Source organism: Phytoamicus setariae, from assembly GCF_016722925.1.
GTDB classification, from domain to species: Bacteria; Pseudomonadota; Alphaproteobacteria; order Rhizobiales; family Rhizobiaceae; genus Rhizobium_E; species Rhizobium_E setariae.
Window position 1 is genome coordinate 46233 of the sequence record NZ_JAEQNC010000011.1, and the last position, 21334, is coordinate 67566.

The 21334-nt window shown below is 58.8% G+C and carries 19 protein-coding genes; 10 read left to right on the forward strand and 9 right to left on the reverse strand.

Features of this window, described 5'->3' with window-relative positions:
* Nucleotides 1-34 precede the first annotated feature (34 nt).
* Nucleotides 35-2404 (forward strand): trimethylamine N-oxide demethylase, encoded by a 2370-nt coding sequence (locus JJB09_RS18915; RefSeq protein ID WP_201661779.1) that lies wholly within the window; start codon nt 35-37, stop codon nt 2402-2404.
* A gap of 59 nt (nt 2405-2463) precedes the next feature.
* Here JJB09_RS18915 and JJB09_RS26960 read toward each other — a convergent pair whose 3' ends face one another.
* The 6 genes from JJB09_RS26960 to JJB09_RS18945 all read right to left on the reverse strand — a co-directional run bounded on the left by JJB09_RS26960 (nt 2464) and on the right by JJB09_RS18945 (nt 8461).
* A complete protein-coding gene (locus JJB09_RS26960; protein ID WP_201661782.1) occupies nt 2464-3063 on the reverse strand; it encodes a PAS domain-containing protein in 600 nt (199 codons plus the stop codon).
* Nucleotides 3064-3295: 232 nt separating this feature from the next.
* Nucleotides 3296-4633: an NAD(P)-binding domain-containing protein gene (locus tag JJB09_RS18925; protein WP_201661785.1), complete on the reverse strand. Its 1338-nt coding sequence runs from the start codon at nt 4631-4633 to the stop codon at nt 3296-3298.
* Between the two features lie 50 nt (nt 4634-4683).
* Nucleotides 4684-5724, reverse strand: a complete 1041-nt coding sequence (locus tag JJB09_RS18930; RefSeq protein WP_201661788.1) for a heme-dependent oxidative N-demethylase family protein — start codon at nt 5722-5724, stop codon at nt 4684-4686.
* Between the two features lie 30 nt (nt 5725-5754).
* A complete protein-coding gene (locus tag JJB09_RS18935; RefSeq protein ID WP_201661791.1) occupies nt 5755-6720 on the reverse strand; it encodes a 2Fe-2S iron-sulfur cluster-binding protein in 966 nt (321 codons plus the stop codon).
* Entirely contained in the window at nt 6717-7316 is a 600-nt protein-coding gene (locus JJB09_RS18940) for a dimethylamine monooxygenase subunit DmmA family protein (protein ID WP_201661794.1), read from the reverse strand. The genes JJB09_RS18935 and JJB09_RS18940 overlap by 4 nt, the downstream gene beginning before the upstream one ends.
* 11 nt (nt 7317-7327) lie before the next feature.
* Nucleotides 7328-8461: an aminomethyl transferase family protein gene (locus JJB09_RS18945; protein WP_201661797.1), complete on the reverse strand. Its 1134-nt coding sequence runs from the start codon at nt 8459-8461 to the stop codon at nt 7328-7330.
* Nucleotides 8462-8793: 332 nt separating this feature from the next.
* Between JJB09_RS18945 and JJB09_RS18950 the strand changes: the two genes are divergently transcribed.
* From JJB09_RS18950 to JJB09_RS18960, 3 genes are all read left to right on the forward strand, one after another.
* Nucleotides 8794-9441, forward strand: coding sequence for a glutathione S-transferase N-terminal domain-containing protein (locus JJB09_RS18950; RefSeq protein ID WP_201661800.1), 648 nt, complete (start codon nt 8794-8796; stop codon nt 9439-9441).
* Nucleotides 9442-9598: 157 nt separating this feature from the next.
* On the forward strand, nt 9599-9784 hold the full coding sequence (gene rpmF / locus JJB09_RS18955; RefSeq protein ID WP_201661803.1) for a 50S ribosomal protein L32: 186 nt from the start codon (nt 9599-9601) through the stop codon (nt 9782-9784).
* Nucleotides 9785-9965: 181 nt separating this feature from the next.
* A complete protein-coding gene (locus JJB09_RS18960; RefSeq protein ID WP_201661806.1) occupies nt 9966-10370 on the forward strand; it encodes a hypothetical protein in 405 nt (134 codons plus the stop codon).
* Nucleotides 10371-10435: 65 nt separating this feature from the next.
* Here JJB09_RS18960 and phaR read toward each other — a convergent pair whose 3' ends face one another.
* Nucleotides 10436-11020, reverse strand: coding sequence for a polyhydroxyalkanoate synthesis repressor PhaR (gene phaR / locus JJB09_RS18965; RefSeq protein ID WP_201661808.1), 585 nt, complete (start codon nt 11018-11020; stop codon nt 10436-10438).
* A gap of 283 nt (nt 11021-11303) precedes the next feature.
* Here phaR and JJB09_RS18970 point away from each other — a divergent pair, with 283 nt between their 5' ends.
* Nucleotides 11304-12485 carry an acetyl-CoA C-acetyltransferase gene (locus JJB09_RS18970; RefSeq protein ID WP_201661811.1) on the forward strand — a complete coding sequence of 394 codons (1182 nt, stop codon included), beginning with the start codon at nt 11304-11306 and terminating at the stop codon, nt 12483-12485.
* Between the two features lie 67 nt (nt 12486-12552).
* The gene (gene phbB / locus JJB09_RS18975; RefSeq protein ID WP_201661814.1) at nt 12553-13278 is read left to right on the forward strand and encodes a beta-ketoacyl-ACP reductase; all 726 of its coding nucleotides are present in this window, start codon (nt 12553-12555) and stop codon (nt 13276-13278) included.
* A 46-nt stretch (nt 13279-13324) separates the two neighbouring features.
* On the opposite strand, the gene JJB09_RS18980 is transcribed toward phbB, so the two are convergent.
* Nucleotides 13325-13858 carry a dihydrofolate reductase family protein gene (locus JJB09_RS18980; RefSeq protein WP_201661817.1) on the reverse strand — a complete coding sequence of 178 codons (534 nt, stop codon included), beginning with the start codon at nt 13856-13858 and terminating at the stop codon, nt 13325-13327.
* 795 nt (nt 13859-14653) lie between these two features.
* Between JJB09_RS18980 and JJB09_RS18985 the strand changes: the two genes are divergently transcribed.
* The 4 genes from JJB09_RS18985 (at nt 14654) to JJB09_RS19000 (ending at nt 19680) form a co-directional block, all read left to right on the forward strand.
* Complete coding sequence (locus JJB09_RS18985) at nt 14654-17761, forward strand: helicase-related protein (protein WP_246748791.1); 3108 nt, start codon at nt 14654-14656, stop codon at nt 17759-17761.
* 6 nt (nt 17762-17767) lie between these two features.
* Complete coding sequence (locus JJB09_RS18990) at nt 17768-18166, forward strand: RNA-binding S4 domain-containing protein (RefSeq protein ID WP_201661820.1); 399 nt, start codon at nt 17768-17770, stop codon at nt 18164-18166.
* A 161-nt stretch (nt 18167-18327) separates the two neighbouring features.
* Nucleotides 18328-18666, forward strand: coding sequence for a ferredoxin FdxA (fdxA, locus tag JJB09_RS18995; RefSeq protein WP_201661823.1), 339 nt, complete (start codon nt 18328-18330; stop codon nt 18664-18666).
* Between the two features lie 444 nt (nt 18667-19110).
* Complete coding sequence (locus JJB09_RS19000; RefSeq protein WP_201661826.1) at nt 19111-19680, forward strand: CarD family transcriptional regulator; 570 nt, start codon at nt 19111-19113, stop codon at nt 19678-19680.
* Nucleotides 19681-19744: 64 nt separating this feature from the next.
* On the opposite strand, the gene JJB09_RS19005 is transcribed toward JJB09_RS19000, so the two are convergent.
* The gene (locus tag JJB09_RS19005) at nt 19745-21301 is read right to left on the reverse strand and encodes a M48 family metalloprotease (RefSeq protein ID WP_201661829.1); all 1557 of its coding nucleotides are present in this window, start codon (nt 21299-21301) and stop codon (nt 19745-19747) included.
* Between the last annotated feature and the right edge of the window lie 33 nt (nt 21302-21334).

Genomic DNA, 21334 nt, shown 5'->3' on the forward strand with positions numbered 1-21334 from the left:
AGGGTAGAAGTGCAGCGCGGAGACGGGAGGCGACATGCAGGAAACCGATTTACAAGCACCCAGGCTCACGCCGCCGAGGCCGAGCATCGTGCTGCAGCCGGGGATATCCTCACTGCCTGCGGGAACCGAGCGATATCGCGTGCGCGGTGCTGGCTCGTTGGTCGTGCGCGTTGCCGCCGGCGACCGGGTACTGCTGACAGACATCGAGGGCTGTCAGCCCTGCGAAGTGACGTTCGTCGATGCCACGGGCGCGTTCGACGCCAGTGGACTGGGCTCGAAATTCACCAACTCCGCCGAGGGGCTGAAATCCATCCTCGCATCGAGCGATCCGAGCGCAGCCCGAACATTGGCTGCCTTGCGTCGCCGCGGAGTCGATCTTGCCCAGGCCGGGGCCTTACGGCTTTTTGGCGCTTTCAGCGCACCTGGCAGCAACGCCGATCTGATCGTAAGCCGGGAAGGGCTGCTGATCGTGGCGGCGCCTGGAAGCGCCATGTTGCCAGATGGACAGGACACCAGCACGCCTATCGAAGTCCGCATCGCGCACAGCCACTTCGAGCGTTCCTACGAATCGCTGTTGCCCGAACCGATCGCCGATCCCATTCAGGATCTGCGCGTCCGCGCCGCCACCGCATCCGCCTATTTCGTGCGGGCCGGCGAGTTCATCCAGATCATCGACGTGTCGGGCCGGCAATGTACAGATTTTCAGGCATTTGCCGCCCGCAAGGTCGACAAGGGGCTGGATCTCGCACTCGATTCCACCATTACCCGCACGCTGCTCGGTCGCTCCTATCCGATGCCCGGGCTGCCGTCGAAGGCGTTCGACCGGGAGTTCGAACCGCTTGTGGAGATCGTGCAGGATACCGTCGGCCGCCACGACGCCTTCGCCACGGCCTGCAACTCGCGCTACTATGACGACATGGGCTATCCCGGCCATGTCAACTGCACCGACAATTTCAATGCGGTGCTGGCGCCTTACGGTGTTGCTCCGCGCAAGGGCTGGGAAGCGATCAACTATTTCTACAACACCAATATCGACCACAACAACCAGCTCTATCTCGACGAGCCGTGGTCGCGCCCCGGCGACTATGTGTTGATGCGGGCGCTGACGGATCTTGTCTGCGTCTCCTCTTCCTGCCCCGACGACATCGATGCCGCCAATGGCTGGAACCCGACCGACATCCACGTCCGGACATTCTCGGACAAACAGAAATTCTCCAGAGCGGTAGCTTATCGAATGACCCCAGATGCCGACGCCGAACTGACGCGGGAAACCGCATTCCATCCACGTTTTTCTGAAATGACCCGCGATTTCGCCGAATATCGCGGTTACTGGCTTGCCAACCGCTTCACGTCGACAGGACCGATCGAGGAATATTGGGCTTGTCGCGAGGCGGCGGTGATTACCGACCTGTCGCCGCTGCGCAAATTCGAGGTGACTGGCCCGGATGCCGAAGCACTGCTGCAATATTGCCTGACGCGCGACGTGCGCAAGCTTTCGACCGGTCAGGTCGTCTATTCGGCCATGTGCTACGAACATGGCGGCATGATCGACGACGGCACCTTGTTCCGGCTCGGTGACAACAATTTCCGCTGGATTGGTGGTGACGACCAGAGCGGCATCTGGCTACGCCAGCAAGCCGAAAAAATGGGCTATCGTGCCTGGGTGCGCTCCTCGACAGACCAGATGCACAACATCGCCGTCCAGGGCCCCAAGAGCCGCGAAATCCTGAAAGATATCGTCTGGACCGCGCCGAAACAGCCGACCATTTCGGAACTGGAATGGTTCCGCTTCGCCGTCGGCCGCATCGGCGGCTTCGAGGGCGTGCCCATCGTCGTCTCCCGCACCGGCTATACCGGTGAACTCGGTTATGAAATCTTCTGCCATCCGAAAGACGCCGTCGCTGTGTTCGATGCGGTATGGCAGGCTGGCGAACCGCATGGACTGAAGCCGCTGGGTCTTGAGGCACTTGACATGGTTCGCATCGAGGCGGGGCTGATTTTTGCCCATCACGAGTTTACCGACCAGACCGATCCCTTCGAAGCCGGCATCGGCTTCACGGTTCCGCTTAAATCAAAGGGAGACGATTTCATCGGCCGCGATGCGCTGATCAAACGCAAGGAAAATCCGCGCCACATCCTTGTTGGACTCGATATCGATTCAACGGAAGGCGCGGGCCACGGGGATTGCATCCATATCGGCCGGGCGCAGGTCGGCGTCGTGACCTCGGCAATGCGCTCGCCGATCCTGAAGAAGTCCATCGCACTGGCACGCGTTGAAGCGATCCATGCCGCAGTGGGCACGGAAGTCGAGATCGGCAAATTGGATGGCCACCAGAAGCGGCTGCCAGCCGTGATCGTTCCGTTGTCGCACTATGATCCGCAGAAGACACGGCCGCGCAGCTGACGCCGGAAATGCCCTTTGCAGATAGCTGCAGAGGGCTCCGGATTGATCAGGGATGAAAATCAGGCCGACCTGCGCTGCGCCGAAGCGATCGCGCGTGCGGTGGTTTCCGAGTCGTTGGCGAGATTGCGCATTTCAGTCGCCAGCACGGCAAAGCCTTGCCCGGCAGCCCCAGCGCGCGCCGCCTCGATGCCGGCATTGACGGCAAGCAGCTTCAGATAGCGCAGCGAATGCAGAATCTCGCCGGTCCGCGACGCGGTAATCCGCATGTCGGCTGTCTGCTCGTCCAGGCGCTGATAAAGCGATTCGATATTGATGATGCTGCCTTCGAGATACAGCAGTTGGCCGTCATCGCCCCAGACGCCGCCGCCGGTTTCGGTAACCCAGATGTAGTGCCCCTTCTGATGACGGATGCGATACTCCATCGTCCAGTCGGTCTTGGTATCGAGTGCCTTGCCCACGGCCTCGTCCATGCGCGGCACATCTTCCTCGCACATGATTGACGTAAATGTCCTGATGGTGTTGCCGACGATCTCGGCGGCTGGGTAGCCGAAAATTCGGGAAATCCCGTCCGTCATCTCGAGCATTGTATAGTTTTCATCCGCACGGCACCTGTAAAGGAATCCGTTCATGCGACCAAGAACGCTGTTTTGAAAATCCATGGGTACCACGTGAAATTAGATCAAGGATATAATCATCAGGAAGTATTGTCGAATGTGGATAATAATTTCTTACTATGCGTATGCTTTGCTTCGACAAAATGATGAATTTCAGTCTTTCATGAGGCGCATATATCGCCTCGCAATACGAAAAGGCGCGCCCCTCGTGCGATGGGGACGCGCCTGATTCTTCTCTAGCTCGAAAGATTTAACTCCGGGCGGGTAGAAACTCGCCCTAGTTCTTCAGATAGGCCTCCATGGAATCATCAAGTTCCTCCAGCCAAGGGGTATGATGCTTGGGCGACATCGTGCCGGTCATCAGAGATCTATAGGAATTGTTGCGGAAGCCCATGATGTCTTCCGCCTTGTGGTGTTCCCACTGCATGAACGTCTTGTTGGTGCCCTGGATATCGAAGCTCGGATAATCCGTCGCATCGATCAGTTCCTGCACATAGTCGCCCTGGAACCAGATCATCTGTTCGGCATCTTCCAGCGTCTCCTCGCGGGCACGCCACTTGTCGAAATCCGCCTTGAGTTCGGCTTCCGCCGGCAGTTCGATACGACCGAGGATGAGGTCGCGGACATACCAGGCCTGGGCATCGAACATGTTGAATGTATAGAACTGGTCCTGCATGCCGAGATAGAAAAGCTTCGGGTTGTTCTCGAACACCACCCCCTTGTGCAGCATGTCCGACCACAGGCGGTTTGCCGTCTTCAAACGCAGTGAATCCGGCAGGAACGGGAAGTGATGCAGGTATCCCGTGCACAGGATCAGCGCGTCGATTTCCTTGCTTGACCCGTCCTTGAAATAGGCCGTCTTGCCCTTCAGATGGGTGATCAGCGGCCGCTCCTCGAAGCGTTCTGGCCAATTGAAACCCATAGGCTTGGAGCGATAGGTGGTCGTCACCGACCTGGCGCCATATTTCCAGCACTGCGAACCGATGTCTTCAGCCGAATAGGACCGGCCGACAAGAAGCACGTCCTTATCCTTGAATTCGCGGGCATCGCGGAAATCATGGGCATGCAGCACGCGGCCATTGAAGCTCTCGACACCCTCGAAATAAGGTACGTGCGGCGTCGAAAAGTGACCGGATGCCACGACGACATGGTCGAATTCCTCATCATACATCACGTCTTTGACACGGTCGTGCGCCGTGACCGTGAACTTCTGCGTCTCTTCGTCGAAATTGACCATGCGGACCGGCGTATTGAAGCGCACCCAGTCCTTGACGTTGGCCTTCTCGACCCGACCCTTGATGTAATCCCAGAGCACGGCGCGCGGCGGGTAGGAGGCGATCGGCTGGCCGAAATGCTCCTCAAAGGAATAGTCTGCGAATTCGAGGCATTCCTTCGGACCGTTCGACCAGAGATAGCGATACATCGAACCGTGTACCGGCTCGCCATATTGATCGAGACCGGTGCGCCAGGTGTAGTTCCACAGACCGCCCCAATCCGCCTGCTTTTCGAAACAGACTATCTCCGGGATTTTTGCACCCTTTTGGGCGGCCGATTGAAATGCTCGCAATTGCGCCGTGCCGGAAGGGCCGGCTCCGATAACTGCTACTCTGGTCATGAAACGTTCCCTTTATTGATTATGCGTATTCCAATTGGCGCTTGCGGCAATCAATCCGGCGAAAACCCGGGGCTCGTCGGTGCGCCGTCATCGTATTTCGAAAGCCAGTCGATCGTCGCTTCGCGATAGCGTGTCAGTCCCTTGTAATCGATGAGCTCGGGCGGCAATGTGCGCAGTACACGCGGCAGCCGCCGAGCCCATTTCGGCACCGTAACGATCTCGTTCATGTTCATCAGGTAGCAGCGGATGACGAACAGCATGGCGTTGGAGCGCGGCAGGCGCCACAGCGTCTGCAGTTCCACGCGCAGATGCACCTTTTCGCCGACATTTTCCGGCGTCACCGTCGCCCGGTCCGTTCCCCATTTCGGATAGTTTTCCGGGCTGGTGTCGAGGCGCGGGTTGATCGTCATCGTCCAGTTGAAGCGGCGAACCGGCTTGCCCTGCTGCAGGTTCAACAGGAACTTCAGCGCGCGCTCGAACACGCCGATCTGGTGGGCGAGCGGCACCGGCCCGTGCCATTCCATGAAATTCATGCCGATATCGAAATCGAGCGACCAGTCCGCCTGCGTGGTCACCATGCCGGCATCCATCCACAGATTGCCGTCGCGCTGGTCGACGATGCAGAAGTCGCCTTGCGCCTGCCGGGTGATGTATTCCATCGGCTCATAGGGCAGGGTGGAACGATCGCCGAAGGTGAATGTATCGTCGATCCCGAGCGGTCGGTTGATCCACCGCCATTGATCACCGTTCCGGATCAGGGTGAAGTGCTCCGGATAGCCCGCGGCTTGCTGCTCCATCAGCAGCTCCAGCGTATCCCATTGCGCCGCCATCATGTGTGGCAGAGCCTGACAGCGCAGCGGGTCTTCCTTCAGCACCAGTGCCCGGTCGCGCATCTCGGAAATGTAGTGCTCATCGACGTCGATCAGGCTTTCGTACACCGTATTCTTGGCGCCCAGCACATGCGGTTCCATATTGACGGCGTACATGTAGTCGTCGCGGTCGAAAGGAAAGGGAAAACGCCTGATGTTTTCCGGACTGTTGCGATAGGTGAAGTCATCGCGAAAAGTCTCTTGCTTGAACATGATTGCCATTCGCAAATTCCCCTATTTTTATTTTGCCGGCTAAAGGTCCAGTGCCAGCGACTTTCCCTGGAAGCGCGACACGCAGACCATGATCTTGCGCCCAGCCGCCTTTTCCTCTTGCGTAAGATAAATATCGTTGTGCTGAAGCGTGCCGTCGCAGCGAACCACGGCAGTCTCGCACTGGCCGCAGGCGCCGCCGCGGCACATGTAGGGCGCGTCCACACCTGCCTCCTCGACCGCTTCGAGAATGCTCTGGTGATCGCCAACGGTGACGGTCTTGCCCGACCGCGTCAGTTCGACTGCGAACTTCTCGCCCGGCGGCGGCGCAAGAAAGCGCTCCGAATGCAGGTTCTCCTTCGGCCAGCCCGCGTCACGGGCGGTGCGAAGACAGAAATCGCTCATGCCGGCGGGGCCGCAGACATAAAAGTGTGTGCCGAGCGGCTGGTTGTCGAGAATGTCAGCAAGGGGAATCCGGCCCCCTTCCTCGTCGACATAGACCTTGATCCGCTCGGGTCCGTATTCGTCGATCAGTTCCCGCCAATAAGCGCCATGACTGCGAGAGCGGATGGCATAATGCAGTTCAAAAGCCGTGTTGCTGCGATGAAACTGCGACATCATCGCCAAAAATGGCGTTATCCCGATGCCACCCGCGACCAGGATATGTTTACGGCCGCGCGCGTCAGCGGGAAAAAGATTGACCGGCTGGCTGATCGTCAGATGGTCGCCTTCCCGCACCTGTTCGTGCATGAAGGCCGAGCCGCCTCGTGATTCCTCGACCCGTAGCACGCTGATCTCGTAAGCCGAAGGATCATGCGGTGCCGACATTAGCGAGTAGGGATTGCGCCGCATGTGTCCGTCGCCGCGCATGGTGACGACGACATGCGCGCCCGCCGAAAAGATCGGCAAGGCCTGTCCATCCGTCCGCTCAAAACGGAAGCGCTTGATCTTGTCGGTGACCGGCGTGACCCGAGCCACGCGCACCGGGATATCCGCATTGATACTCACGTAAACAATTCCTCCGGTTCCGGCGCGGTGCCGGGCTCTTCCGCATCGATGTTGACCCCCTGGAAGGCGGCGAGCCTGCGGGAATAATGGTCACGCACCAGCAGGGAGAGGCCGCAATGGCTGCAGTTGAACGGGCTGACTGTGACGTTCTCCGTCGTACCCTTGCAATGTACGCACTGAACACGCCGCGCCAGCGATCCCCGATGTTCCGATACAATCGATCGGTAATCCATGCCGAAATCGATGCCGAGGCCCATCGCCTGACCAATGAAGCCCTCCGTTCCGGCCACATAGAGACGTGTGCCCATGGTCGCGTTGGTGAGCGAGCCTCTGAGGCGGAATAGCAGCGTCGCAATGGTCGGCGCCTGCCAACACTGATCGGCGCCTAGTGCGACGAGCGAACCGAAAGGATCCGTTTCACGTGAAGCACCCGCCGTGTAGAGGATCTCGCTGCGGGCGAGAACCTCCTTGTCTACCGTTTGCTCGAGAAGGGCGCGAGCACCTTCGCCTTCCAGTGCAAATATGTGCCGCTTGGCGTAGGGATCGATCGTCAACCCCTCATAGACCGGGCGGCTTTTGATACCTTGAACGAGCATGGCGCGCGCTCCTAGCCCTTGGCCGTCCGCTTCTTCTTTTCCGGATCGTCGAACGTGATGGTGTGGGCAATCGCCTTGGCCTTGACGTTCTTGCCGCGCACTTCGAGCGGCACGCCCTGCTTGGCGACATCGACGTCCAGCCGCGCAATTGCCATCGATCGCTTCGTCAGCTTGGAGTAGCTCGGGCAGGTGATCACGCCGACCTTCTTGTCGCCGGCATAAACTTCGTCACCCAGATCGGTCGGACCATCGGCCTCGACCAGCAGGCCGAAGATCTTGAAGCGTTCCTTGCCCTTGAGCCGTGCATGCTCCTCTGCACCACGGAAGCCGGTCTTGCCCGGGCTGACGGTGAAGTCGAGACCAAGTTCCCAGAGGCTGTCGCCCGGAGGCTGGTCAGCAAACGGATACATCTGAGAATTGTCATAGGGATAAAACAGCAGGTAGCTTTCGACCCGCAGCATATCCAGCACCGAGAAGCAGCAGGGCAGGATGCCCATGTCCTTGCCTTCGTCGAGGATGCGGTCCCAGACCATACCCGCATCCTGACCGCGAACGAAGATCTCGTAGCCACGTTCGCCGGTATAGCCCGTGCGCGAAATCATCACCGGTGCGCCGAACAGCGTCGTCTGCATGTGATGGAAGTAATTGAGGTCGCGAATACCGGGCACGTGCTTGGCCAGGAAATCCACCGCGACCGGCCCCTGCAGCGACAGGTCGTGAAGATCGTCGTCAAACAGCACGGCGCAGTTGCGGCCGGCTGCCTGGCGGATGATTTCCTCATGCCCGGAACCGGAGCCATGCACCAGCATCCAGGAGTTCGGCCCTGTGCGATAAACGATGCAGTCGTCAGTGAACATGCCGCGATCGTTGAGCATGCAGGCATAGACAGAGCGACCAGGATAGATCTTGTTCATGTCCCGGGTGGTGATATAGTCGAGGACGGCGATGGCATGCGGGCCGACCAGATGCACCTTCTTCAGTCCCGACACATCCATGAGGCCGGCCTTGGTGCGGACCGCGATATGTTCGGCATAGATGTCCTTGTCGTAGGTCCAGGCGGTACCCATACCGCTCCAGTCCTCGAGCTTGGAGCCCATTGCGCGGTGACGATCCGCGAGTGCCGAAAAACGCCAGCTGAGAGTCATTATCGTTCCCCCGATTATTTTACTCTGTGGAATATTTCTTTCCTGAGTATATTTAATTCTGGCCCGATGACAAGCGTGGCGGCCCCCAGAACAGGCAAAAAGCACATGATGGAAAAACGCACCGCAAACACCTGAAATCAACGGCGTTGCGGATATATTAGGATGGCGATTCCCGCTTTTTTCTCGTGTTTTCTTGTCGTCCGAACCAAACTTTCGGCAACGCACGAATCATCGCGCCGGTTGCGGCATTGCCCGAGTCTCGTAATGTGCTAATTCAGAGCTTCGGCAATCGAGCTGCATCGTTGCCGACGCGAAAACAGGAGCCGAAAACCGTGGACCAGTTGAAACTTTACGTTGCCAACAAGAACTATTCATCCTGGTCGATGCGGCCTTGGCTGGCTATGAAAGCCGCCGGCATCCCTTTCACCGATGAATTGATCCCGTTCGACTACGAACACGGCAATCCGACAATCAAGGCGATCTCCGAAACAGGCATGGTCCCCCTGCTCGTGCATGGCGACTTCAAACTGTGGGAGTCGCTGGCGATCATTGAATATGTTGCCGAACTGTTTCCGGATGCTCCGGTCTGGCCATCTGCCCGGCAGGATCGAGCCCTGGCCCGCGCTTATAGCCTGGAAATGATCAGCGGGTTTCGCGGTATTCGCAACGCCTGCCCGATGAACTTGAGGCGCCCACGCAAGGCCATGCCGATCACCGACAGCATGCGCGCGGACATCGTTCGCATCGAAAAGATCTGGCACGAAAGCGTGGCAAGAAGCGGCGGCCCCTTCCTGTTCGGCGCGTTTTCGGCCGTCGATGCGATGTTTGCTCCCGTCGTCAACCGGTTTGATGCCTACATGCTGACGGAACATCCAGAATCGCTGAAATACATGGCGGCAATGAAGGCTCATCCAGCCTGGATTGCCTGGGCCGGAGATGCCGCGAAGGAGACCTGGATCGTCGCGGAGGACGAGGCATAAGGCTGCCGATCATCCAGCAAGAAAATTTCTTGTGGGGACTGGTCAAAGGGGCTTTGCACATGTATAAGCCCGACAAATTTTCCGGAAAAGATCACTGACTGGTACAGCCCGTCTGGCTGATCGCAAGAGTGTCCGGGTGAGATTGGAGTTTGAAAAAATGGCAGTTCCTAAAAGAAAAACAAGCCCGTCACGCCGTGGCATGCGCCGTTCCGCTGATGGTTTGAAGGCTTCGACCTACGTTGAAGACAAGAATTCCGGCGAGCTTCGTCGTCCGCACCATGTCGATCTGAAGACCGGCATGTATCGCGGCCGTCAGGTTCTGACGCCGAAGGAAAGCAGCTGATACTTTCAGCAGCTTTACTGTATTAGAGCCGGCCTTTGGGCCGGCTTTTCTTTTTGTGCTGAAGTAATTCGAATCCGCAATTGCCGTTTCACCATTATTGATCCGGCGCCTTGGTCGGGCTATGGAACGTAAACTTCGAGTTCAGGCAGCAATGCCTTGGCCTACCCAAAGAGGACTGGAAATGTTTGCTGTTCCACTGATGCTCATCCCCTTCATACTGTACAATCTGACGATGTTCGGCTTGCTTGGCGATGGCGGCGTCGGCGCCTTGGAGAATCAGGTCTTCAGCCTCAGCATGATGTCCGGCGCAACATGGACAATGAGTCTGGGCGATCTGCTGCTCGTCGTCGGACTGATCGTCTTGTTCCTGGAAATTCTCAAGTCCACCCGCAGGAGTGCGGCATCCATCACCGACCATCTCCTGTCGATGGTGATGTTCATCGTCTTTCTCGTGGAGTTCCTGCTCGTTCCGAGCGCGGCCAACCACGTCTTCTTCATTCTGATGATTGTTTGCCTGATCGATGTGCTTGCTGGCTTCGTGATATCGATCCGGTCAGCCGGACGGGATGTCTCGATCGGCCTTTGAAGACACTGGAGCCGACTCCAATGCCTGCCGCGAGGTGACGCGGCAGGCCAGTGCGCCACGGAAAATTACATCTTCTCGATCTTGGCCTGCAGCGCGCGCAGCTGTTCCTTCAGGTCCTCGACATCCTTGGCGTCGGCCTTGCGGCCATCCTGGGGCTCTGGCTTGGCGGTTGCGGGACTGAAGGGCGTAAACACTTCCATCGCCTGGCGGAAAATCTCGGTGTTGCGCTTGATCTGCTCTTCCATCATCTGCATCGGAATCTGCAGGTTCTTGGCAAGTGGCGTTTCACCCAGAGACTTGGAAAGGTGCTCGCGAATCTGCGACTGCTGGTCGCCGAAAGCCTGCATCGACTGTTCGAGATAGGACGGCACGAACATCTGCATCTGGTCGCCGTAATAGGAGATCAACTTCCTCAGGAAAGATATCGGCAGCAACGTATTTCCGTTCTTGGATTCCTGCTCAAAGATGATCTGCGTCAGCACGGAATGGGTGATGTCATCGCCGCTCTTGGCATCCTGAACGGTAAAGTCTTCGCCGCGCTTGACCATGTGGGCCAGGTCATCGAGCGTCACATACGTGCTGGTTCCGGTGTTGTAGAGGCGCCGGTTCGCATATTTCTTGATGACGATCTGCCCATCGTTCTTGGCCATGAGTTCCTCCTGCAAACGCCGGCTCTCCCGATACTTTTTGATTGGCGTTTCAGTCAGTTTAAGCGAAAAACCCGCGTCAGCACAATCATTTTGTGCAATGCAGTGAAGGGCTCCAAACTTTTTTGTTGCGCATTAAGTGCACTGCAGTATCAGCGGTTCCCGGGAGAAACGCGGCCTGCTGCAACAGCCGCCCGCCAGGTGCCAGAATTCAGTCTACCAGATGACATTGACAGGCCGAACCCGGTTTGCCAGTGTCATCCCAACCTTGCCAAGGAGAGATATCATGAGCAATCCGTCGATCGTCATCGCCAGCGCGGCCCGTACCGCGGTCGGATCCTTCAACGGCAGTTTTGCCAATGTCCCGGCACACGAACTCGGTATCGCCGCCGTCAAGGCCGTGCTCGAGCGCGCCGGCGTCGAGGCGGGCGAAGTCAATGAAGTCATTCTCGGCCAGGTCCTTCCCGCAGGCGAAGGCCAGAACCCGGCCCGGCAGGCGGCGATCAAGGCTGGCATCCCGGTCGAAGCGACAGCCATGGGCATCAACCAGCTCTGCGGTTCTGGCTTGCGCGCCGTGGCACTCGGCATGCAGCAGATCGCCAGCGGCGATGCTTCCATCATCGTGGCCGGCGGCATGGAATCGATGTCGATGGCGCCCCACTGCCAGCACCTGCGCGGCGGCGTGAAGATGGGCGATTTCAAGATGATCGACACGATGATGAAGGACGGCCTGACGGATGCCTTCCACGGCTACCCGATGGGCATCACCGCAGAAAATGTCGCTCGTCAGTGGCAACTGACCCGCGAGGAGCAGGATGTTTTTGCGCTCGCCTCGCAGAACAAGGCCGAAGCCGCGCAGGTCGCCGGCCGCTTCAAGGACGAGATCGTGCCGTTCACGATCAAGGGCCGCAAGGGTGACGTGATCGTCGACAGCGACGAATATATCCGCCTCGGCGCCACCATGGACGCCCTGGCCAAGCTGCGCCCGGCCTTCGACAAGGAAGGCACGGTCACCGCCGGCAATGCCTCCGGGATTAACGACGGCGCGGCTGCCACCCTGCTGATGACCGAGGCCGAGGCGTCGCGCCGGGGCATTGCGCCACTCGGACGCATTGTTTCGTGGGCCACCGCCGGTGTTGATCCGAAGATCATGGGTACAGGCCCGATCCCGGCATCGCGCAAGGCGCTTGCCAAGGCCGGCTGGTCGATCAACGACCTTGATCTGGTCGAAGCCAACGAAGCCTTTGCCGCCCAGGCCTGCGCCGTCGGCAAGGAACTTGGCATCAACCCGGATATCCTCAACGTCAACGGTGGCGCCATCGCCATCGGCCATCCGATCGGCGCTTCGGGCGCGCGCATCCTCAACACGTTGTTGTTCGAGATGAAGCGACGCTCCGCCAGGAAGGGTCTGGCGACCCTCTGCATCGGCGGCGGCATGGGCATCGCCATGTGCATCGAAGCAATGTAACGCAAACTTAGGCCGGTTCTCACGAACCGGCCTTTTTTAATTCGGATACAGCAAATGGGAGGCATTCATGGGTAGAACTGCTGTCGTAACCGGTGGAACGAGGGGAATCGGCGCTGCCATCTGCGTGGCGTTGAAAAATGCAGGCTACACTGTCGCTGCCAATTATGCCGGCAATGATGAGGCTGCGGATACCTTCTCGAAACAGACAGGCATCCCCACCTACAAATGGGATGTTTCCAGCTATGAAGCCTGCGTCGCAGGTCTCGCAAAAATCGAAGCCGATCTTGGCCCGGTGGAGGTTCTGGTCAACAATGCCGGCATCACGCGCGACGGCATGTTCCACAAGATGACCCCGGACCAATGGAGCGCCGTCATCAACACCAACCTTACCGGTCTGTTCAACATGACCCATCCGGTGTGGACTGGGATGCGCGACCGTTCTTTTGGGAGGATCATCAACATTTCCTCCATTAACGGCCAAAAAGGCCAGATGGGCCAGGTCAATTACTCCGCGGCAAAGGCCGGCGATATCGGCTTCACCAAGGCGCTCGCACAGGAAGGCGCCGCCAAGGGCATCACCGTCAATGCTATTTGCCCCGGCTATATCGGCACGGAGATGGTCCGGGCAGTGCCGGAAAAGGTCCTGAACGAGCGCATCATTCCGCAAATTCCCGTGGGACGGCTCGGCGAACCCGAGGAAATCGCCCGTTGCGTGGTGTTCCTTGCCGCCGACGATGCAGGATTCATCACGGGCGCGACGCTTTCGGCGAATGGCGGTCAATACCTGACCTGATATCAACAGCACGCCTCCGCCGCACCAGCCTGCAGTGGGGGCGTTTCTATTTTACCCGGTACTGAGACTGAACCAGGCCAGACTCGAATGCTTCGGTTCGGATGTGCGCCAGGGCAAGATCGTTGTCGAGCGGCCCGAACAGAGGCAGGCCGTCTCCCAACAGCACTGGTAGGCGCGACAGAACCAGATCGGCTATCAGGCCAGCCCGCAGGAATGACTGGATGAGGCGGCCACCATCGACATAGGCCCGCCGCCACCCCTCCGACGTCAGCGTGTCGGCTACGGTCAGTGGAGTCCCATCGAAGACTCGGACCTTGCCGGCCAGCTCCGCGGGAAGATCCCCAGCCTTCAGCCTGCCGCTGAGCACGACCACGGGCTTTGAAAACGGCCATGCGCCAAAAGTCAGAACTTTCTCGAACGTCGCGCGCCCCATGATCACCCCGTCCATGGTTTCCAGGAATGCCGAGTAGCCGTAGTCGCCACCGTCGGGAGGCAGCGCTGTCAGCCAATCAATGTCACCATTTCGACGGGCGATGAAGCCATCGAGGCTTGTGGCGATGAACACATGGCAAGTCAGCATTTCCAACTCCGCAATTCACCCCGAGGCGGACGCCGGTTGCAGTCAAACGCGGCAGCGCCATTCTTGAGGATATGGTTAAAATTCCGTTATTATACAACATCTCGCGGGGAACAAACCAACAACAGGTTCGAAAGCCCGATTCGTCAGCGATTCGTTCCATATTGGTTCACCGGGCTTTCGGAAGCGCAAGGCGAGCTCCGGCCTGCGTATTTCGATTGTACTTTTCAAACATTGACCAGGGCTTTCGCACGGTCCGAGACCAGAATCCGGCTGCATCGACACTGACTATGGTTAACGAAAACATAATCCGCAATATCTGGTGGCGAACATGTCAGGAACAAAAGATCTGGCTCGATTCGTCAGCGATTTGTTCCAGTTTGGTTCAGGCACCATCAAAGACCCATGCAGGCAGGATGCAGGAGTTCGAAAAAATGCAATCTTTATATTTTGTTAACCATAATTCTCATTCGGATTTGACGCCATTTTTCATTGCAACTGGCAGGCTTTATCAGTGGCAGTGAGAGAATCCGCAAAGATTCAGCCTATCGTGAGTTTCCCGTCTTGAGACACTATATATAGCAGTGAACAATACGGGAACGACATCGAGTCATCGATTCGTCGCCGATTCGTTCGCAAGCTGTTCCGAATCTTACCGGAAAGTTGATTTCTTGGGCTTTGCCGACACCCGGGGTCAGGCCGCGAGCAATCCCGGCTTGCAATTGCCGCCAAGGAGATGCAAGGAAAGCGCGCCCGCCTCCTTTGGCTGGGCAGGAAATTGAACTGGACTGGACTGACTTGATATCCGATCCCATTGCATTGAGCGGCCGCGGTGTTACCGCGGTTCTCGGACCGACCAATACCGGCAAGACCCACTACGCCATTGAACGGATGGTGGCCCACTCTTCGGGTGTGATCGGTTTGCCGCTCAGGTTGCTTGCGCGGGAAGTTTACGGACGGGTCGCAGAGAAGGTTGGCGCCGCCAACGTTGCGCTGATCACCGGCGAGGAAAAGATTGCTCCGCCCGGTGCGCGGTTTTCTGTCTGCACGGTCGAGGCAATGCCCGACCAGACGCGTGCGGCCTTCGTGGCCATCGACGAGGTGCAGCTCGCCAGCGATTTCGAGCGCGGTCACGTTTTCACCGATCGTATCCTCAATCTGCGCGGCCGCGAAGAGACGCTGCTTCTCGGCGCGGCGACCATGAAGCCGATCCTTTCCCAGATTCTGCCCGGCATCCACATCACCGAGCGGCCGAGGCTGTCGCAGCTGTTCTATGCCGGCCAGAAAAAAATCACCCGCCTGCCGCGTCGCAGCGTCATCGTCGCGTTCTCCGCTGACGAGGTTTACGCGATCGCCGAGCTGGTCAAACGCCAGCGGGGAGGGGCCGCCGTCGTCTTGGGCGCGCTCAGCCCACGGACCCGCAACGCCCAGGTAGCGCTCTACCAGGCAGGCGACGTCGAGTATCTGGTCGCAACTGATGCCATAGGCATGGGTCTCAACCTTGATGTGGACCACGTCGCCTTCGCCCAGGACCGGAAGTTCGACGGCTTCCAGTATCGCAACCTGAATGCCGGCGAACTGGGCCAGGTCGCCGGACGCGCCGGACGCTACATGCGAGACGGCACCTTCGGCGTGACCGGCCAGACACCCCCGTTCGATGACGAACTGGTACGCCGGATCGAGTCGCATCAATTCGATCCCGTCAAGGTCCTGCAATGGCGTACCAAGCAGCTCGATTTCTCGACGCTTGCCAATCTCAGAAAAAGCCTCGAGGCCGGACCGCGCATGCAGGGGCTGACCAGGGCGCTCCCGGCCGACGATTTGCAGGCTCTGGAACATTTGGCGCGCTATCCGGACATTTTGGAGCTTGCCACAACGCGGGAAAGAGTGGAAAAGCTCTGGGAGATTTGCGCGCTCCCGGATTATCGGCGGATCACGTCGCTTCAGCATTCCGATCTGGTTGCTGCGATATACAAGGACGTTGTCCGGCGTGGCGCTGTCGATGAGGCGTTCGTTGCCGAGCAGGTTCGCAGGGCGGATCGCACCGATGGTGAAATTGACACGCTTTCGGCACGTATTGCGCAAATCAGGACTTGGACCTATGTGTCAAACCGGCCGGGCTGGCTTGCAGACCCGGTGCACTGGCAGGAAAAAACGCGCGCCATCGAGGATCGTCTCTCAGATGCGTTGCATGAAAGATTGACCAAACGCTTCGTCGACCGCAGGACATCTGTGCTCATGAAGCGGCTAAGAGAGAATGCTATGCTGGAAGCTGAAATCAGTGTGAATGGCGATGTCTTTGTCGAAGGACATCATGTGGGACAACTGTCGGGCTTCCGGTTTGCGCTGGCAGGCGGTGCCGACGGCCAGGATCTCAAGGCGGTGGAAAATGCCGCCGGCAAGGCGCTGGCGCTGGAGTTCGAAGCACGTGCAGCGCGTCTGCATGCGGCGGGCAACAACGATCTGGCCTTGTCCAGCGATGGGCTGGTCCGCTGGCTCGGCGAACCAGTCGCCAAGCTGACCGCGTCTGACCACATTATGCGGCCGCGCGTGGTTCTGCTGGCTGACGAGTTGCTCTCCGGTCATGCCCGTGAGCATGTCCAGGCGCGCATCGAGCGCTACCTCAACCATCATATCGCCACCGTTCTCAAGCCGCTGGACGACCTTATCCGCGCCGAGGATTTGCAGGGCATCGCCAAGGGTCTTGCCTACCAGATCGCTGAAAATCTCGGCGTGCTGTTTCGTCGCGATGTTGCCGAAGACGTCAAGACGCTGGATCAGGAAGGCCGTGCATCCATGCGCAAATACGGCATCCGTTTCGGTGCCTACCACGTTTTCATGCCGGCACTGCTGAAGCCCGCGCAAGCGGAACTGATCACCCTTCTCTGGGCTCTCAAAAACGACGCACTGACGAAGCCCGGTTATGGTGACCTGATTCCGGCGCTGGCCGCTGGCCGCACGTCGATCGTCACCGACAATTCCTTCGAGCGCAATTTCTACCGTCTCGCCGGCTTCCGCTTCCTCGGCAAGCGCGCTGTGCGCATCGATATTCTCGAGCGGTTGGCTGATCTCATCCGTCCGCTGCTGCAATGGAAGCCGGGCGCACCGGCACGTCCTGAAGGCGCCTATGACGGCCGCCGGTTCATGGCAACACCGTCCATGCTGTCGATTCTCGGCGCCACCGCCGACGACATGGAAGAAATCCTCAAGGGACTGGGCTATCGGGCCGACAGTGTTACGGCTGACGAAGCGACCGTGCATCTGGCCGCAACTGCTCCCGCCGCAGCCCAGCCCGCTGCTCCTGCGGAGGAAACCGCGGCCGGCTCGGAAGATCCGGCAACCGGCGAAGCCGAAGCCACGGAAAGTGTTACAGAGCCCGCCGCTGCCGCCGAAAACGCAGACGAAGCACCCGCGGCAACCGAATCGGCCGAGCCTGCTGTGGCCGAAGAGCCCAAGAGCGACGCTGCTGAAGCCGTCGCCGTGGCAGAAGGCGAAGCTGTCCCGCAGGAAGAAAAGCGCGTATTGTTGTGGCGGCCGGGCGGCGGAAAGCCGGACAGCCAGAACCGCGACAATCAAGGCGCAAACCGCCGCGACAATGCAAATCGCGACAACCGCCGCAACGATCGGCAGGGCGAACATCGTGGCCAGCCGCGCGAGCGGGCAGAAGGCCGCAAGGATGGCCGGCCTTCGGACAATCGCGAGCCTCGCGGTGACCGTCAGCCACGTGGAGATCGCCCGGGCAACGAGCATCGCGGCGAAAACCGGCATTCCGGACCAAAGCGCGACAAGCAGGATCGCAACCAGCCGCAACGCTTCGACGCGAAGCCGGCCCGCAAGGACAAGCCGGTCGACCCGGATTCGCCCTTCGCAAAGCTCGCGATCCTCAAGGAGCAGATGAAGAAGTAATCGACGATGGCTGACCAGCCCGCGACCCAACGCCAGCGCATAGACAAATGGCTGTTTTTCGCGCGCATCGCGAAATCCCGCACATTGGCGCAGGAATGGGTCGAAGCTGGCCATGTAACCTTGAACGGCGATAAAATTCGCCGTTCAAGCGTTGAGGTTCGTGTCGGCGATCGACTCGATGTGATGACGCGGGAACGAGACCTTGTGCTCATCGTACTTGCGCCCGGGGAGAGGCGGGGACCTTTTGAGGAGGCCCGCCATCTCTACGAGGACCAGTCTCCACCCAGGCAGACAATGAGCCGCTTCGATCACGCCCAGCGCGACCCCGGCGCCGGCCGCCCGGAGAAGAAAGAGCGGCGTGAACTCGATCGCCTGCGCAGCAAGCGTGATTTCCATGGCGAGTAGAAAATTAAACCGAAATCACTGGATTGCAGGGCAGAAATGCAGTTTTAGCAGGGCTGCTTTTAGGATGTCGGTCCTTGCAAAGCAGGGGTAAACTGGGTACTTGACGGTCAAAATCGGGGTCATTCGGATCCCGAGATGCGGAATGTAAGCTGGAGTGTCTCATGACATATGTCGTGACCGACAACTGTATAAAGTGCAAGTACACCGACTGCGTCGAAGTCTGCCCGGTCGACTGTTTTTACGAGGGCGAGAACTTTCTCGTCATCCATCCGGACGAGTGCATCGACTGCGGTGTCTGCGAGCCTGAATGCCCCGCCGAAGCGATCAAGCCGGACACCGAGTCCGGGCTGGACAAGTGGCTGAAAATCAACGCGGAATATGCTTCCATCTGGCCGAACATCACGCAGAAGCGTGATGCGCTTCCCGAAGCCAAGGAGATGGATGGCGTCGCAGACAAGTTCGAGCAATACTTCTCCGAAAAGCCCGGCACAGGCGATTGATTGCGTAGACGCGGGTGCTGCCGGTCGTCCGGCAGCACGACTCGTTTGCAGAATGTCGAAAGAATTACAGATCGTCGCCGTAAGCTGTCCATTTTGTACGCGATTGGACGTAGCTATATCAACGGCGCAACGGACAGCTTGAGTCTGGGTTTTCCCCAGTCAAAGCAAATTATTGATTTCCACTGATTTTTGTGTTATTCAAGGCCCCACTGATCCCAAGGGGCAAAATTTGCCCTGACATCACGAAAGCTACGATCCCCGAATGCGGTTATTTTGAAAAATGCGCCCTTATGGTAGCCGGTTTTCATTTTGCCGCGTGCGGAGATTGTTTGCATCCACGCATATGGGTCCAGTCCATAGAAATGGCGCAACGCCTGCGCCATTCCCCGGCCGAATTGGCCGTACCCGGGCAACCGGAAGCATGTTAGGGAGTTTGTGAAAAGCATGACAACCCAGATCAAGAAACCTTCTACACGCCAGGGCTTCAAAACCGGTGAATCGATCGTCTATCCTGCCCATGGCGTCGGCCAGATCGTGACCATTGAAGAGCAGGAAGTGGCCGGCATGAAGCTTGAACTTTTTGTTATTGATTTCGAAAAGGACAAAATGCGTTTGAAGGTTCCGGTCGCCAAAGCCGTGAGCATCGGTATGCGCAAGCTTTCTGAAACGGATTTCGTTGATCGCGCCCTCAAGGTCGTGCAGGGCAAGGCCCGCGTCAAACGTACCATGTGGTCGCGTCGGGCACAGGAATACGATGCAAAGATCAATTCCGGCGACCTGATTTCGATTGCAGAAGTCGTGCGCGACCTTTTCCGTGCCGACAACCAGCCGGAACAGTCCTACTCCGAACGTCAGCTCTATGAACAGGCACTGGACCGCATGGCCCGCGAAATCGCTGCCGTCAACAAGATGTCTGAAACGGAAGCCGTTCGGCTGGTGGAAACGAACCTTGCCAAGAGCCCGCGCCGCTCAGGCAAGTTGACGGAAGAAGATGAGCAGGAAGAAGCGGCGTAAGCCTTTCACTGTAAACTGGACTGACGAAAAACCCGGCCTGGCCGGGTTTTTTGTTGTCTGCAATTCACTCCGAAACGATCTTGACCTTCTCGCCAGCGCTGACACTGGCGCCGAGCGGCAAGCCGTTGATCAACCTGAAGAGCTCAAGCTTGCGATCCGTGCCGAGCATCCGGTCGGCGAGCGTCTGGATGGTTTCACCGGGGTTGACGGCAACCACGCGAATGCGCAGCGGCTTCAGGTTTGCCGCCTCCGACGGGCTCAGGCGCCTGAATGTCCGGCGAAGCTGCACGGCGGTCGCTTGGAGTGCCGCCGTGCTGCCTTTTGGCACAGCAGTCAGGAAGCGATAAATTTTCTGGCCATTGCGAACCACGGTGACATCGAAATCCCAGCGGTCTGCGGATGCCCGTGCCGTCGCCGCCGGCATGCCATTGACGAACGCAGCGCGCACGGTATCCGGCATCAAGCCGGTGACCCAACCGCTGGCGATATACTCCGTCAGGCTGCCGCCCGACTTGTCATCTACAAGATCGAAACGGACCGCGACTTCACCCGGCCCGGTGGCCATCACGGCTTCGGCCTTGTTGTCGATGCGGAAGCCGTCCGGCACCTCGAAGCGGATGCCAAGGTTGCCATGCATGAAAGCCTGGCCACGCACATAGCCCTCCTGCGGGCTGTCGCCGTAGAGCAGGCCATCGATGCCCTGCAGGAAGTAGTCGCGCCCCTTGTCGCCGGCCTTGCCTTCCATGCCGAACTGCCGCGCGTGCCGGCGGGCAAGATCCACGCGCTGTGGCGTGGTCGGGTGGCTGGAGAGGAAGTCGAGGCCGGGATCGGAATCGGGGTCGATCGAATTGAACCGGGAGTAGGCGCCCATTGCATCGAGGAAGCGCGCGGCGGCATAGGGGTCGTAGCCCGCCTCGCCCAGCATGCGCACCCCGATGACATCGGCCTGCAATTCCTGATTTCGAGAAAACGCTGCCAACCTCAATTTGGATCTGGCAAGTGCCTGCTTGCCTGCAAGCTCGGAGGAAAGCACCTCGGTCACCACGCGGCTGGCGATCACTTCGGCCTCTTCGCGCTGCTGGCGTTCGATGCCGTGATTGGCGGTCACATGCGCCATCTCATGCGAAAGCACTGCAGCAACTTCAGACGCATCCGTGGCAAGCGCCAACAGGCCGCGTGTGACATAGACATAGCCACCCGGCAGTGCAAACGCATTGATCGCCGGCGAGTTGAGGATGGTGATGCGGTAGGACTGGGACGGATTTTCAGACACGAGTGTCAGTGCACCGGTAATTCTCGCCACCAACTGCTCGGTCTTCACATCCTTGTACTCGCCGCCATAGGAGGCTACGATACGCGGATGCTCTCGCGCACCCATCTCCGCACGCGGGTCATTTTTCTGAACTTCGTCAACGATTTGCGGGGTCTGCGAAGGCGCGACGCTGGGCTCGTAACTCTGGTCGAGGATCGACTGGCAGCCGGAAAGCGCCACGGTTGTAAGAAGCACCGCAATCGAGCGCGCAAGCGCACGCCGATATGTCCGACGACCCACCCGGGTCTGCGGCACCTCGATCAATTCGCCAGCCTGTATACTCTCGACCGTCAGGGCCCTGTCCTTCATCTGCTCCGGAGTTCCCTGCGGGAGCGGGGCACC

What these genes read in the sequence shown, in the direction of transcription:
- JJB09_RS18915 (WP_201661779.1), top strand. Translation starts at nt 35, where the DNA reads ATGCAGGAAACCGATTTACAAGCACCCAGGCTCACGCCGCCGAGGCCG.
- JJB09_RS26960 (WP_201661782.1), bottom strand. Translation starts at nt 3,063, where the DNA reads ATGGATTTTCAAAACAGCGTTCTTGGTCGCATGAACGGATTCCTTTAC.
- JJB09_RS18925 (WP_201661785.1), bottom strand. Translation starts at nt 4,633, where the DNA reads ATGACCAGAGTAGCAGTTATCGGAGCCGGCCCTTCCGGCACGGCGCAA.
- JJB09_RS18930 (WP_201661788.1), bottom strand. Translation starts at nt 5,724, where the DNA reads ATGGCAATCATGTTCAAGCAAGAGACTTTTCGCGATGACTTCACCTAT.
- JJB09_RS18940 (WP_201661794.1), bottom strand. Translation starts at nt 7,316, where the DNA reads ATGCTCGTTCAAGGTATCAAAAGCCGCCCGGTCTATGAGGGGTTGACG.
- JJB09_RS18945 (WP_201661797.1), bottom strand. Translation starts at nt 8,461, where the DNA reads ATGACTCTCAGCTGGCGTTTTTCGGCACTCGCGGATCGTCACCGCGCA.
- rpmF (WP_201661803.1), top strand. Translation starts at nt 9,599, where the DNA reads ATGGCAGTTCCTAAAAGAAAAACAAGCCCGTCACGCCGTGGCATGCGC.
- JJB09_RS18960 (WP_201661806.1), top strand. Translation starts at nt 9,966, where the DNA reads ATGTTTGCTGTTCCACTGATGCTCATCCCCTTCATACTGTACAATCTG.
- phaR (WP_201661808.1), bottom strand. Translation starts at nt 11,020, where the DNA reads ATGGCCAAGAACGATGGGCAGATCGTCATCAAGAAATATGCGAACCGG.
- JJB09_RS18970 (WP_201661811.1), top strand. Translation starts at nt 11,304, where the DNA reads ATGAGCAATCCGTCGATCGTCATCGCCAGCGCGGCCCGTACCGCGGTC.
- phbB (WP_201661814.1), top strand. Translation starts at nt 12,553, where the DNA reads ATGGGTAGAACTGCTGTCGTAACCGGTGGAACGAGGGGAATCGGCGCT.
- JJB09_RS18980 (WP_201661817.1), bottom strand. Translation starts at nt 13,858, where the DNA reads ATGCTGACTTGCCATGTGTTCATCGCCACAAGCCTCGATGGCTTCATC.
- JJB09_RS18990 (WP_201661820.1), top strand. Translation starts at nt 17,768, where the DNA reads ATGGCTGACCAGCCCGCGACCCAACGCCAGCGCATAGACAAATGGCTG.
- fdxA (WP_201661823.1), top strand. Translation starts at nt 18,328, where the DNA reads ATGACATATGTCGTGACCGACAACTGTATAAAGTGCAAGTACACCGAC.
- JJB09_RS19000 (WP_201661826.1), top strand. Translation starts at nt 19,111, where the DNA reads ATGACAACCCAGATCAAGAAACCTTCTACACGCCAGGGCTTCAAAACC.
- JJB09_RS19005 (WP_201661829.1), bottom strand. Translation starts at nt 21,301, where the DNA reads ATGAAGGACAGGGCCCTGACGGTCGAGAGTATACAGGCTGGCGAATTG.